1 protein-coding gene is annotated in these 15,676 nt (G+C 63.5%); it reads right to left on the bottom strand.

The features are described from left to right. Positions 1-11: 11 nt before the first annotated feature. Positions 12-15,572 carry a non-ribosomal peptide synthetase gene (locus tag ACKLNA_RS21265; RefSeq protein ID WP_408986994.1) on the bottom strand — a complete coding sequence of 5,187 codons (15,561 nt, stop codon included), beginning with the start codon at positions 15,570-15,572 and terminating at the stop codon, positions 12-14. Positions 15,573-15,676: the final 104 nt, after the last annotated feature.

Below are 15,676 nucleotides of genomic sequence, written 5' to 3'. Positions count from 1 at the left end.
CCGTGGTCCTCTCAGGAAATCAGTTTTTCAAGTTCATCTGCTGATAAACGATTGAGAGCCTCCAAGGATTTAGCCAAAACATCATGAACGGGCTGCAAATCGGGTTGCAGGGCTTGTACGGCTTCGCTGAAAGCCGCCAGATCGGCACTGGCGAACAGGCTGGCCAACGGTACTTCGAAGCCCAGCAACTCGCGCAGACGCAAGGCCACCTGAGTGGCCAGCAGCGAGTGGCCGCCAAGTTCGAAGAAGTTGTCCGTCAGGCCGACCCGCTCCAGCTTCAAGACTTCGGCCCAGACCCCGGCGATCTGCTGTTGCAGTTCACTTTCAGGTGCCACAAAGCTGTTTTGCAGCAGGCTGGCGTCCGGTTGTGGCAGAGCCTTGCGGTCAAGCTTGCCATTGGCGGTCAGCGGCAGGCTGTCGAGCAGCAACAGGTGCGCCGGCACCATGTAATCCGGCAGGTTGTGCTTGAGCGCCTGGCGCAGAAGCTCACGCCACTGGCCCTGCTGATCGAGATCGACCGATTGATCGGCCACCAGATACGCAACCAGTTGCACGCCGCCGGCGCCTGGCTGATCCAGCACCACGGCCTGACGGATCTGCGGCAGCGCCAACAGTTGCGCCTCGATTTCACCCAGCTCGATCCGGAAACCACGGATCTTCACCTGATGGTCGATACGCCCGGCGTATTCGATCCGGCCATCGGCGCGATAGCGCGCCAGGTCACCGGTGCGATACAGCCGCGCGCCGTCGTCACCGAACGGGTTCGGCACGAAACGCAAGGCGCTGAGGTCGGCGCGCTTGAGATAACCCCGTGCCAGCCCGGCGCCGCTGACGTGCAACTCACCGATGCAACCCTTGGCCACCGGTTTCAGGTCGGCATCGAGCACGTACCAGCCCAGGTCCGGGATCGGCTCGCCCAGCGGGCTGCCGGCGTCCTGTTCGAGATCGGCCAGGGTCAACGGACGGTAAGTCACATGAACCGTGGTTTCGGTGATGCCGTACATGTTGATCAGCTGCGGCGCTGCATCGCCGAAGCGTTCGAACCATGGACGCAGGCTGCGCACCTCCAGCGCTTCGCCGCCAAACACGACGTAACGCAACGACAGTTGCGGATCCTGTGGGGCGTCGCAAGCGACTTGCATCAGTTGCTTGAATGCCGACGGCGTCTGGTTGAGCACGGTGATGCGCTCGCGGCACAGCAGCGCATGGAACTCCTGCGGCGAGCGGCTGACGCTGTGCGGCACGATCACCAGACGCCCGCCATGCAGCAGTGCGCCGAAGATTTCCCAGACCGAGAAGTCGAACGCGTACGAGTGGAACAGCGTCCAGCGATCCTCGGCACCGAAGCTGAACCAGGAATCCGTTGCCTCGAACAGACGCAGCACGTTGTCGTGAGCCAGCAGCGTACCTTTCGGTTTGCCGGTGGAACCCGAGGTGTAGATCACGTAAGCGAGGCTGGCGCTGTCGGCCCAGACCTGCGGGTCGGTTGCCAATTGATCCTGCCAGCGGCTGTCATCACCCAGCAGCAGGGTTTCGACGCTCTCGGCAACCTCCAGGTGATCGAGCACACCCGGCTGCATCAGCAGCAGGGCAATGCCGCTGTCTTCGATCATGTATTGCAGGCGCTCGGCCGGGTACTGCGGATCCAGCGGCAGGTAAGCCCCGCCAGCCTTGAGGATGGCAACCAGGCCGACGATCATTTCGATCGAACGCTCGGCAGCCAGACCCACCAGCACATCGGCACCGACGCCCCGTGCGATCAGCGCATGGGCCAGGCGGTTGGCGCGGGCGTTGAGTTCGCCGTAGCTCAATTGCTCCTCGCCCAGACTCACGGCAATCGCCTGCGGTGCCCGACGCACTTGTGCTTCGATCAGCTGTGGCAGGGTGCGGGTCTGCGCGAAGGTGGCCGGCGCACGGTTCCAGTCGTGCAACATCGCCTGTTGTTGTGCGGCATCGAACAGGCTCAGATCGGCCAGCAGACGTTGCGCGGGCGAGTCGGCCATTTGCTGCAACAGGTGCTGCAAGTGGCCCGCGATCTGCTCGATCTGCGCAGCGCTGAAATGCTGGCGGGCATAGGCGAATTGCAACGACAGGCTGTCGCTCAGGTCCACCAGCACCGTCAACGGCAGGTTGGTCTGTTCCTGGCTGCGCGCCTGGTCAAAACGCAAGCCTTGCGGCGCACCGTTGTTCAGTGCCTCCGACACCGGGTAGTTCTCGAACACCAGCAGGCTGTCGAACAGGCCTTCGCCGCGTTGCCCGGACCAGCGCTGAATGTCCGCCAGTGGCGTGTATTCGAATTCGCGCATGGCCAGGTTCAGCGCCTGCACCGTTTGCAGCCACTCACCGAGGGGTTGCTCGACACGCGGGGTGGCGATCACCGGCAACGTGTTGATGAACAAACCGATCTGTTGCTCGACACCTGGCAACTCGGCCGGACGCCCGGCGACCGTAGCGCCGAACGCCACGGTCGATTGACCGGTGTAACGCTGCAACAGCAACAGCCAGGCGGCTTGCACCACCGTGTTCAGGGTGACCTTGTGCTGACGGGCGAACGCACCCAGACGTTGAGTCTGCTCACGGTCCAGCCAACGGGTCTGCTGGTCGTAACCGCTCTGGCCGGCAGTCGCCAGCGTATCGAGGCAGCTGCGGGCCAGGTGGGTCGGCTCGTCCAGGTCGGCCAGACGCTCAGTCCAGAAGCGCTCGCTGGCCTGACCGTCCTGACGCTGCAGCCAGCCGATGTAATCGCCATAACGGCCCACCGGCGCGGCCGGGGTTTCACCGGCGTAGCGCTGCATCACTTCGCCGAGCAACTGCGAGTTGCTCCAGCCGTCCATGAGGATGTGATGGCTGGTGTAGACCATCTCGAAGCGGTCATCGCCGGTACGGACCAGCACCAGACGCAGCAGGGGTGCCTGCAACAGATCGAAGCCCTGTTGCAGTTGCTCCTGCGCCAGCACGTCGAGTGCCCCCGCCAGGTCAGCGCGACCGCGCCAGTCATGCAGACTGAACGGCAACTCGGCCTGACGCTGGACGATTTGCAACGGCTGCTCCTGCTCGGAGATCCACACGAAACGCGTGCGCAGAATCGCATGGCGATCGACGGCCCCCTGCCAGGCCTGACGCAAACGTTCGGGATCAAGGCCTTCGACGCTGACGCGCATCTGGTTGATGTAATCCCCCGAACCTTGTTCGTACAGGCTGTGGAACAACATGCCCTGCTGCATCGGCGACAGCGGGTAGATGTCTTCGACATCGGCACCGGCGTCCGGCAAGGCATCGAGCTGTTGCTGGTCAAGCGGTGCCAACGGGAAGTCCGACGGCGTGACGCCGGCATTGCGTGCAGCGCAGCAATGCTCGATCAGCGCTGCCAGTTCGATCGCGTACTCATCGGCCAGACGTTGAATGGTCGCCTCATCGAACATCTCGCGGCTGAACGTCCAGCCCAGACTCAGCTCGCCCCCGTAAACCTGACCATTGAGTTCCAGCCAGTTGCCCAGCGGCGCCAACGAACTTTGTTCGTCCCCGGCCTTTTCGCTGGCCGGGGCGAACAATGCACCGTCATCGAACTGGCTGTCGAATTGCCCGAGGTAGTTGAAGGTGATACGCGGTGTCGGCAGCGCCGCCAGCTCGCGGCGGGTCGCTTCATCGCCGAAGTAACGCAGCACGCCGAAGCCCAGGCCCCTGTCGGGAATCGCCCGCAACTGTTCCTTGATCTGCTTGATCGAACCGTCGAGCGACGCGCTCGGGGTCAGGCGCACCGGGAACAGGCTGGTGAACCAGCCGACGCTGCGACTCAGGTCAAGGTCGTCGAACAGGTCTTCACGACCGTGCCCTTCCAGCTGAATCAGGGTCGAAGCCTGCCCCGTCCAGCGGCAGATGACCCGGGCCAGTGCGGTCATCAGCAGGTCATTGACCTGAGTGCGATACGCCGCCGGCGCCTGTTGCAGCAGTTGTCGGGTCAAAGCTTGATCGAGGCGCGTCTGTACGGTGTGCGCATCGCGATTTTGCAGACGGGCCTGCGGATTGATGCACGGCAGGTCGACAGGCGCATCAGCCAGTTGTGCGCGCCACAGATCGAGTTCACCCGCCAGTCGCGGCGCGTGCTGTTGCAAGCGTTCAGCCCAGTGCTTGAAGGCGCTGGTCTTGGCCGGCAACAGCAGAGGCTTGCCGTCGATGCGCTGCTGATAAGCGCTTTGCAAATCTTCCAGCAGAATCCGCCAGGACACACCGTCCACCACCAGGTGGTGCACCGCCAGCAACAAGCGTTGTGAACCATCGGCCAGGCTCACCAGCAAGCCACGCAACAGCGGGCCTTGAGCCAGGTCGAAGCTGCGCTGCGCCGCAAGGCAGGCGGCCTGCAACTGTTGCTCATCGCTGACTGAGGCCTGCATCAACAGGTCGTGTCTGACGGTTGTTGCGTGGTGATTCGCGGTCCAGCCGTCGCTCGTTTCAGTGAACGACAGGCGCAAGGCATCGTGATGCGCAACCAGCCCTTGCAAGGCTTGCTCAAGCGCATCGGCCTCAATGCTGATGGCCGGTTTGAGCATCACCGACTGGTTCCAGTGGTGACGCTCGGCAATGTCTGTCGCGAAGAACCATTGCTGGAACGGCAGCAACGGCGTGGCGCCGCCGACCGGCCCCTGGTCGATCTGCCCCGCGCCATCGCCCAGCGTCGCGACGCCTGCCAGCGCCTGGACGGTCTGGTACTGGAACAAGTCTTTGGGGGTAAAGCGGATGCCGGCCTGGCGGGCACGGGCCACCACTTGAATCGAAATGATCGAGTCGCCACCCAGCTCAAAGAAGTTATCGCCCAGCCCTACTCGCGGCAGTTTCAGCACATCTGCCCACACCGCAGCGATGCGCTGCTCCAGTTCATTGCGCGGCGCGATGTATTCGGCCTTGCCGGCCCCCAATTCGGGTTTCGGCAGCGCCTTGCGATCCAGCTTGCCATTGGGACTCAACGGCATCTGCGCAAGATTCAGCCACTGATTGGGCACCATGTACTCCGGCAGTCCGGCGTGCAGATGACGCATCAGGCTGTCGCGCCAGTCTGCGCTTTCTTCGTTCAACACCACGTAGGCGGTCAGCAGCTTGCCGTCGATCACCAGCACTGCCGCTTCACGGACGTTGCCATGCTCCAGCAGACGCGCTTCGATTTCACCAAGCTCGATCCGCAGGCCGCGCAGCTTGACCTGATGGTCGATCCGGCCGGCGTATTCGATCACGCCGTCGGCGCGGTAGCGCGCCAGATCACCGGTGCGGTAGATCCGCTCGCCATCGCCATAGGGGCTGACGGCAAAACGTTCGGCGGTCAGCGCCGGACGCTGGTGGTAACCCCGCGCCAGACCGACGCCCGCCAGGTACAACTCGCCGAGCACACCGGTCGGCACCGGCTCGAGGTTGTCGTCAAGGATGTAGCAGCCGAGGTTGGCAATCGGCTGTCCGATCGGCACGCTGTCGCGGCCCTCTTCCACACACGTCCAGTGCGTGACGTCGATGGCGGCTTCCGTCGGGCCGTAAAGGTTGTAAAGCCCGGCAGTCGGCAGTTTGGCGAAGACTTGCTGTTGCGCGTCCGCCGGCAGCGCTTCGCCGCTGCACACGATGCGTTGCAGGCTGGTGCACGTGGCGACGTCGACGTCCTGCAGGAAGGCTTGCAGCATCGACGGCACAAAGTGCAGCGTGGTGATGTGTTCGCGGTTGATCAACGCCACCAGTTTTGCCGGATCGCGGTGATCGCCCGGAGCGGCGACGACCAGCCGCGCGCCGGTCATCAGTGGCCAGAAGAACTCCCACACCGAAACATCAAAGCTGAACGGCGTCTTCTGCAGCACGCTGTCGCCGGCGCCGATCTCATAGGCCTGTTGCATCCAGCACAGACGGTTGGTCAGGGCGACATGACGGTTGCCGGCACCTTTCGGTTTGCCGGTGGAGCCGGAGGTGTAGATCACGTAAGCGAGGTTTTCACCGCTGATCGCCACGTCCGGATTATGGCTGGCGAAGCCCTCCAGCGATTCCTCGAGCAACAGGGTCTGCACCTGCCCGCTCAATGGCAGGGCATCGAGCAGATGCGCCTGGGTCAGCAACAGCTGTACGCCGCTGTCTTCGATCATGTAGGCCAGGCGGTCCTGCGGGTATTCCGGGTCGAGCGGCACGTAGGCGCCCCCGGCCTTGAGCACCGCCAGCAGACCGACGACCATTTCCATCGAACGTTCGGCGGCGATGCCGACCAGGCTTTCAGGCCCGACACCCTGCGCCATCAGCTTGTGCGCCAACCGGTTGACGCGGGCATTGAGCTGCGCGTAGCTCAGGCATTCGTCGGCGAATTTCAGCGCCGGGGCGTCCGGAGTGCGCAGGACCTGCGCTTCGATCAACTGCTGCACGCTGAGGTGTAGCGGGTACTCGGTGGCGGTGGCGTTCCAGTCTTCGAGAATCTGCTGGCGCTCTTGCGCGGCGAGCATCGGCAACGCGGCGATCAATTGCTGCGGCTCAGCGACGATCGCTCGCAGCAATGCCTGCCAGTGTTCGAACAGGCGCGCGATGGTCGCCGCTTCAAACAAATCGCTGGCGTAGGTCAGACTGACCATCAGCCCGGCATCGGTTTCCGTGGTGTCCAGGGTCAAGTCGAATTGTGCGGTGCCGCTGTTCCACGGCAGGCCTTCGATGCGCAAGTCCGCCACATCGGTGACCGGCGCTGCATCGCGCTGATGGTTGAACAACACCTGGAACAATGGGCTGTGGCTGAGGCTGCGCTCTGGCGCCAACGCTTCCACCAACTGCTCGAACGGCAGATCCTGATGCGCCTGGGCGCCCATTGCAGCCTGACGGGTCTGCGCCAGCAGATCACGGAAACTCAGGTCGCCGGCAAACTGCGCACGCATCACCTGGGTGTTGACGAAGAAGCCGATCAGACCCTCGGTTTCGGCGCGGTTGCGGTTGGCAATCGGCACGCCGACGCGGATATCGTCCTGACCGCTGTAGCGGTGCAACAGGGTCTGGAACGAGGCCAGCAGGAGCATGAACATCGTCACGCCCTCACGCCGGGCAAGCTCCTGCAATTGCGCGCTCAACGCGGGTTCCAATGGCGCATCCAGTCGCGCGCCACGGTAGCTCTGTACCGCCGGACGCGAATGGTCCAACGGCAGCTCCAGCACCGGCTGTTCTCCGCCAAGCTGGCCCACCCAATAATCGAGTTGACGCTGACGCTCGCCGGCTTCCATCCACTGCCGTTGCCACCGGGCGAAATCGGCGTATTGCAGCGTCAGCGCGGCCAGCTCCGGCGGTTGTCCGGCGCGCGCGGCGGCATACATCGCCATCAGTTCGCGCACCATCACTTGCATCGACCAGCCGTCAGAAACGATGTGGTGCTGAGTGATTACCAGCACATGATCATCCGCCGCCAACCGCAGCAGGCTGACGCGCAACAACGGCCCGTTCAGCAGATCGAACGGCTGGCGGATCTGCGCCTTCACCCAGCCCGAAAGGTTTTCCTGCGCGTCGAGGCTGTGCTGTTCAATCGTCAGTTCGCCCTGCGCATGAATCACCTGCACAGTGCGCTCGTCGTCCTGACGGAACGTGGTGCGCAACGGTTCGTGACGCGCCACCAGTTGATCGAAGCTGGTCTGCAACGCGGCGATGTCCAGCACACCGCGCAAGCGCAACGCACTGGGCACGTGGTAAGCAGCGCTGTCCGGCTCCAGCTGCCAGAGGAACCATTGCCGTTCCTGGGCGTAAGACAACGCCATTGCATCACCGCGCTGCAGCACCGTCATCGGCACGCTTTCGCTGTGTTGCAGGGTGGCGCAGGCGGCGGAAAAGGCTTGCAGCGTCGGCTGCTCGAACAGGGTACGCATCGGCACATCAATTTCGAGTGTCTGGCGGACCCGGGAAATTACCTGGGTGGCCAGCAGCGAGTGGCCGCCTCGTTCGAAGAAATGATCGTTGAGCCCCACCGCGCCGGATTCGAGCACGGCTTCCCAGATCTGCGCCAGTTGCAGTTGCAGCAAGGTCTGCGGCGCTGCATAAACGCTTTGATCCTGGCTCAGTTCGACTTTCGGCAGCGCGGTACGATCAAGTTTGCCGTTGTTGTTCAAGGGCAATGCGTCCAGCGACAGCAGGTGCGCCGGCACCATGTAATCAGGCAGCACCTGTTGCAGCGAAGCCTTGAGCGAGTCCAGCCACTGCGCCTGCGCGGTCGCAGGTTCTGTGCCTGTCTCGGGCACCACGTAAGCCACCAGTTGCGCGCCCCCCGGGAAATCCTGAGCGATCACTGCAGCGGCGCGCACGCCCTCCTGCGCTTGCAGGCAGGCTTCGATTTCACCCATTTCGATGCGCAAGCCACGAATCTTCACCTGGTGGTCGATACGTCCGGCGTACTCCAGATCAGCGTTTTCGTTGTAACGCGCCAGGTCGCCACTGCGATACAGACGCGCCCCCGCCTCGGTGGCGAACGGGTCTGGCAGGAAGCGTTCGGCGGTGAGGGCCGGACGATCGAAATACTGCTGCGCGAGACAGGCGCTCGCGCCAATGCACAACTCGCCGACACCACCGGCCGGCAACAATTGCCCGGCGCTGTCGAGCACGTACAACGCGCGGCCGGGAATGGCCCGGCCAATCGGAATGCCGAAGGTGTCGCTGGCATCGCTCAGGCGGCAGTCGTGAACGCTCGACACCACCGTCGCCTCGGTCGGCCCGTAGGTGTTGAGTAAACGCACGTGGCTCAGCCCTGCTTCGTGCCACAGACGCAGGCCTTCGACCGACATGGCTTCGCCACCGACATGCACCTGGCGCAACGCGCCCAGACTCGGGACGTTGCCGCCAGCGCATTCACGCGCCAGCAAGAACCAGTAAGCCGCCGACAAGTCCGCCAGCGTCACGCCGTGGCCGACGATCTCGTCCGCCAGCCGGATCACATCCCAGAGCTCGTCGCCGCGCATGATCAGCGCCGCGCCGACACACAGCGGCGGGTAGCACTGCTCGACAAAACCGTCGAAGCTGAAGGTCGCAAATTGCAGCACGCGATCTTCGGCAGTCAGCACCGAATACTCGGCACCGGTCTGGCAAAACTCGCGCAGCGCCGCGTGAGCAATCGCCACGCCTTTTGGCTGACCGGTGGAACCCGAGGTGTAGATCACGTAGGCCAGGTCATCGACCGTGGCGTGATTCAGCGGGTCGCTGTCCGGATAAGCACCCAGCGTCTGGATGATGTCGCCCAGCTGCAAATACTCCAGGCCAGCCGCAAGCGGCACGTCTTGCAGAAGAGCCGACTCATCGAGCAGCAGATCGACACGGCTGTCTTCGATCATGTAGGCCAGACGCTGGGCCGGGTAGTTGGCATCAAGCGGCACGTAAGCGGCGCCCGTCTTCAGTACGGCCAGCAGGCTGACGATCATTTGCGGGCCACGACGCAGTGCCAGGCCGACGCGTTTGCCGGGCGCCGCACCGCTGGCCAGCAGACGGTGGGCGAGGCGATTCGCCTGACGGTTCAGTTCGTCATAGCTCAGGCGCTGTTCACCGCACTGTACGGCCAGAGCCTGCGGTGTGGCTTTGGCCTGCGCGGCAATGCGCTCGTGCACCAGGCCGGTGTGCTGCAACTGCAGCGCTGGCGGCTGACAGTGCGCGAGCATGACGTGCGTCGCTGCTTCATCGAGCAACGTCAGGTTGCCGAGGCAGCCTGCGGCGTTGCTGATCAGTTGCACCAGCAAGTGGCGCAGGTTGGCGCAGAGCAAGCGCACCTGGGCGGCGCTGAATCGCGCAGCGTCGTAGCTCATCTCCAGGCTCAGCGTGGCGCCGAGTTCGATACCCAGCGTCAGCGGATAGTGAGTGCGTTCGTGGTTGTGCAGGTTGCCAAAGGTCAACCCGGCCGGAGCGCCCTGCTTCAGCGCCTCGGCGACCGGGAAGTTTTCGAACACCAGCAGGCTGTCAAACAGCGCCGAGCCCTGATGCCCCGCCCAACCCTGAATGTCGTACAGCGGCACATGCTCGAACTCACGCAGGGCCAGGTTCTGCGCCTGCAGATCACTCAACCACTGCCCGACGCTTTGATCCGGGCGCGGGTTGCACACCAGCGGCAAGGTGTTGATGAACAACCCCAGTTGCTGCTCGATGCCCGACAGCGGCGCCGAACGACCGGCCACCGTAGCGCCGAACGCTACGCAGTCCTGCCCGGTGTAGCGTTGCAGCAACAGGCTCCAGGCCGCTTGCAGCAACGTGTTGAGGGTGACTTTCTGCTGACGGGCGAATTCGCCCAGACGCCGTGTTGCGGCTTCGTCGATCACCTCGCGATGCTCGTCAGTGCCGTGACCTGCCACAGGCGGACGCAGGGCATCGGCAAGCAGCGTCGGCGCCTGCAACGGCGCCAACGCAGCATTCCAGAACGCCTTGCCGGCGTCTGTCGATTGCTGTTGCAACCAGCCCATGTAATCGCGGTAATGCCCGACCGGCGCCGGCAGTGAGCGCCCGGCGGCGTAATGGGAAATCACCTCGCCGAGCAACTGCGCGTTACTCCAGCCGTCCATCAGGATGTGGTGGCTGGTGTAGATCAAATGCCAGTGATCGGCACCGGTGCGCACCAGTTTCAGACGCAGCAACGGCGCGCAGTCGAGTTCGAAACCCTGCGCCCGCTCAGTCTCGGCCAGCGCATCGGTGTCCGTGTTGTCCAGCACTTGCAGCGGCAGTTGCACCTGGCGGCTGATCACCTGACGGGCGCTGTCCAGGCCTTGCCAGTGGAAGCTGCTGCGCAGCACATCATGACGCGCCAGCGCCGCTTGCCAGGCACTGGCAAAACGCTGCGGATCAAGACCGTGGATGTCCAGACGCATCTGGCTGATGTACGCCTCGGCCTGCGGTTCGTACAAGGTGTGGAACAACATGCCCTGCTGCATCGGCGACAGCGGATAGACATCTTCGATGTCGGCAGCGGCGACCGGCAACGCATCCAGTTGCGCCTGGCTGATGCGCGCCAACGGGAAGTCCGAAGGCGTGGCTTGCGCGGTGTCGAGGGCGCAGCAATGCTCGATCAGCGCCGTCAGTTCTGCGGCGTAGCGATCAGCCAGGCTTTGTACCGTGGCGCTGTCGAACATCTGCGAACTGAAGCCCCAACTCAGGCTCAATTCGCCGCCATAGACCTGGCCTTCGACCGTCAGCCAGTTATCCAGCGGGGCCCGGGAATCCTGGGCGACACCGCCGGACTCGGCGGATGGCACCAGCAGCGCCTGCTCATCGAACTGCCGGTCGAACTGTCCCAGATAGTTGAAAGTGATGCGCGGCGCAGGCAATGCAGCCAGTTCGTCACGCACCGACGGCGCTGCCAGATAACGCAGCACGCCATAACCCAGACCTTTGTCCGGCACCGCGCGCAGTTGTTCCTTGATCGCCTTGATCGAACCGTCCAGACCCTCGGCCGCCACCAGATTGACGGCGAACAGGCTGGTGAACCAGCCGATGCTGCGCGTCAGGTCGATGTCGTCGAACAGATCTTCACGGCCATGGCCTTCGAGTTGAATCAGGGTGCCCGGCTGACCGCTCCAGCCACTGATGGTGCGCGCCAGCGCCGTCAGCAACAGATCGTTGACCTGCGTGCGATACGCCGCCGGTGCCTGCTGCAGCAATTGGCGCGTGCGCTCGGCGTCCAGGCGCCATTCGATCTTCTGTCCGAAACGGTTTTCCAGGCTGCCTTCAGGGCGCTCGCACGGCAGTTCCCGTGCGCCGTTGTGCTGGGCTTTCCAGTAAGCCAGTTGATCGTCGAAGCGCGAAGCTTCGTTGCCCAGACGCGCAGTCCAGCTCTGGAACGCGCTGGTTTTTGCCGGCAATTGCACGCCACCGCCCGCCGCGAGCTGTTCGTAGGCTTGCTGCAGATCTTCCAGCAACACACGCCACGACACGCCATCGACCACCAGGTGATGGACGATCAGCGACAGGCGCTGACTGCCATCGGCCATGGTCACCAACACGGCGCGCAACAACGGCCCGTTGGCCAGATCAAGACTGCGTTGGGCTTCGTCGCAATGGGCGGTCAGTTGTTCGGCCGTCTCGGCCGTGCGCTGCCACAGATCAGCGCGTTCGACCGGTGCGGCGTACGCTTGCTGCCAGCCTTCGGCACCCTCGACAAAACGCAGACGCAAGGCATCGTGGTGGTTGATCACATGGGTCAATGCGGCGTCGAGCCACTGAGCATTCAGCGCCTCGCGCGGGGTCAGCAACAGGGACTGGTTCCAGTGCTCACGCTGCGGCATCGCCCGGCTGAAGAACTGCTGCTGGATCGGCCCCAACAAGGCCTCGCCCGTTGCCGGCGCCTGATCCACCGAACTGTGGCTGTCGAGGATCGCGACCAACGCCAGACTGCGCACGGTCTGATACTGGAACAGATCGCGCGGGCTGATACGGATTCCGGCCTGCCGCGCACGGCTGACCACTTGAATCGAAATGATCGAATCGCCACCCAGCTCGAAAAAGTTGTCTTCCAGACCCACGCGCTGCAAACCGAGTACGTCCTCCCAGATGGCGGCCAAGGCCTTCTGCATGGCATCCTGCGGCGCGACAAAGGCTTGTTGCGGCGCGGCATCCGGCTGCGGCAAGGCCTTGCGATCCAGCTTGCCGTTGGCGGTGACCGGCAACCTGTCCAGTGTCATCAGGTAGGTCGGCACCATGAATTCCGGCAGGCTGCCGAGCAGCCAGGCCTTGACGTTCTGTTGCCATTGTTCGTCCGCCTGAGCAGTTTCCAGCACCAGATAGCCGACCAGATGTTTGCCGCCCTGCACCAGCACCACGGCTTCACGCACCAGCGGATGCTGCATCAGGCGGGTTTCGATTTCGCCCAGCTCGATACGCAGGCCACGCAGCTTCACCTGATGATCGAGACGCCCGAGGTATTCGATGACGCCGTCGGCACGCTGGCGTACCCGGTCGCCGGTGCGGTACAGGCGCGCGCCATCATGGAACGGACACGGCACAAAACGCTCGGCAGTCAGCGCCGGGCGCCGGTGATAACTGCGCGCCAGCCCTGCCCCGCCCAGGTACAGCTCACCCGCCACGCCGCTCGGCACCGGCAACAGTTCGGCGTCGAGCACATGGGTGCGCAGGTTGGCGATGGGCCGCCCGATCGGCACGCTGTCGGCGCCTTCGTCGACACAGGTCCAGTGCGTGACGTCGATGGCCGCTTCGGTCGGGCCGTACAGGTTGTAGAGTCCGGCGTTCGGCAGTTTGGCGAACACCTGCAGTTGCGCGTCCAGCGGCAATGCTTCACCGCTGCAGACAATGCGTTTTAGGCCGACACAGGCCTCGACGCCCGGCTCATGAATGAACGCCTGCAACATCGACGGGACGAAGTGCAGCGTGCTGATGCCGTAGCGGTTGATGGTCTCGATCAACAGCGATGGATCGCGGTGCGCGCCCGGCGCTGCCACGACCAGTCGTGCGCCGGTCAGCAGCGGCCAGAAAAATTCCCAGACCGACACGTCAAAGCTGAACGGGGTTTTCTGCAGCACCGAATCGCTGGCATCCAGCCCGTAAGCCTCCTGCATCCAGTACAAGCGGTTGACCAGCGCCGCATGACTGTTGCCGGCGCCTTTCGGTTTACCGGTGGAGCCGGAGGTGTAAATCACGTAGGCGAGGTTCTGTGGGTCGACGACCGCCTCGACACGGCCTTCGCTGTAGCGATCCAGCCAGTCGGCTTCCTGATCGAGGGTAATCACTTTCACCCCTGCGGTCGGCAGCGACGACAGCAAGGCACTCTGAGTCAGCAGCAAGGTAATGCCACTGTCCTCGATCATGTAGGCCAGGCGCTCTTGCGGGTATTCCGGATCCAGTGGCACATAGGCACCACCGGCCTTGAGAATCGCCAGCAGGCCGATCACCATTTCCAGCGAACGCTCGACGCAGATCCCCACCAGGCTGTCGGCCCGCACGCCTTGCTCACGCAACAGACGGGCCAGTTGGTTGGCCCGCGCGTCCAGTTGCGCGTAGCTCAGGGTTTGTTCGCCGAACACCAGCGCCGGTGCATCCGGGGTGCGGGCCACCTGGGCTTCGATCAATTGATGAAGGGGTTGCTCAGTCGGATAGACCGCTGTTGTAGCGTTCCAGGCATTAACCAGCGTGTGCTGCTCTTCCGCGTCGAGCAATGGAAGCTCGCCAATGCGTTGCGCGGGATCAGCGACCATGGCCTTGAGCAGACGCAACCAGTGGCGCGCCATGCGTTCGATGGTCGGCGCGTCGAACAGATCGCTGGCGTAAGTCAGTGCCGCGTGCAGCTTGCCGCCCTTCTCGTAGGTGTCGAGTGTCAGGTCGAACTGAGTGGTGCGGCTTTGCCAGTCGAGGCTGTCGAGCACCAGGCCCGAAGCTGTGCCGAGGGCGGCGATATCGGCCACCTGCGGCTGGTGGTTGTACATCACCTGGAACAGCGGCGTGTGACTGAGACTGCGCTCCAGTTTCAGCGCCTCGACCAGTTGCTCGAACGGCAGATCCTGATGCGCCTGGGCGCCGAGCGCCGTCTCTTTGATCGCCTGCAGCAATGCATCGACGCGGGTCTGTCCATCGACTTTGGTGCGCAGCACCTGGGTGTTGACGAAGAAACCGATCAGGCCTTCGATCTCGGCGCGATTGCGGTTGGCAATCGGTACGCCGACACGGATATCGGTCTGCCCGGTGTAACGGTGCAGCAGCGCATTGAACGCGCCAAGCAACAGCATGAACAAGGTGACCTGATGCTGTTGCGCGGTGGTGCGCAACTGGTCGGCCAACTGGCTGTCGACCGCAAATTCATAGCGCGTGCCGCGATAGCTCGGCATGGCCGGACGCGAATGATCCAGCGGCAGTTCCAGCACCGGATGCTCGTCCCCCAACTGCGCCTGCCAGTACTCCAGTTGCCGCGCCTGCTCGCCGGCCTCCAGCCAGCGACGTTGCCACAGGGCGTAATCGCTGTACTGAACCGGCAGGGCCGCCAGCGCCGGCGACTGGCCGGCGTCAAAGGCGTCGTAGCAACGGATGAATTCGTCGATCAGCACATTCATCGACCAGCCATCGGAAACGATGTGGTGCAGGGTCAGCAGCAAGACGTGCTCCTGCTCGGCGAGCTTGAGCAAGGTGACCCGCAGCAACGGCCCCACCGCCAGATCGAACGGCAACACCGATTGCTGCTCGGCGGCACGAACGACAGCCTCCTCGCGTTCGGCGGCCGGCAGCGCACTGAAATCTTCGTGATGGATGTTCAAGGTTGCCGTGGCCGGCACTTGCAGCAGGCTGTCATCCGCCTGGCGCTGGAACACCGTGCGCAAGGTTTCATGTCGCGCCACCAGTGCCGCAAACGCCTGCTCCAGTGCTGGCAGATTCAGTCGCCCGGTCAGGCGCACCGCGCCCGGCAAGTTGTAGGCGCCGCTGTGCGGGTCCAGTTGCCAGAGAAACCACATCCGTTGCTGCGCGTAAGACAACGCCTGGCGATCGTCGGCCTCGATCCCGGCGGGAATCGGGAATCGGGCGAAATCCACGCCCTCCTTTTGCAGGGCCGCGAGGAACATCTGGCGCTTTTCCAGGGGCAACCCGATAAACCGGCGAGCAAGTTTCAAGGAGTCTTCAGCATTCATTTCTTAGCATCCGGATCAGTAGGCAGGAAGCACAAAGGCACGTCGTCCCTATAAAACGAATGCACACCGGAAAAATTAGCGAATGAGAAGAACTATCAGGAGGT

Origin of the sequence: Pseudomonas sp. UV AK001, assembly GCF_046097675.1 — a bacterium.
Lineage (GTDB): Bacteria > Pseudomonadota > Gammaproteobacteria > Pseudomonadales > Pseudomonadaceae > Aquipseudomonas > Aquipseudomonas kribbensis.
Note: the sequence above shows the minus strand (reverse complement) of the source record. Positions and strands in the feature narration are given on the sequence as shown.

What these genes read in the sequence shown, in the direction of transcription:
- ACKLNA_RS21265 (WP_408986994.1), bottom strand. Translation starts at nt 15,572, where the DNA reads ATGAATGCTGAAGACTCCTTGAAACTTGCTCGCCGGTTTATCGGGTTG.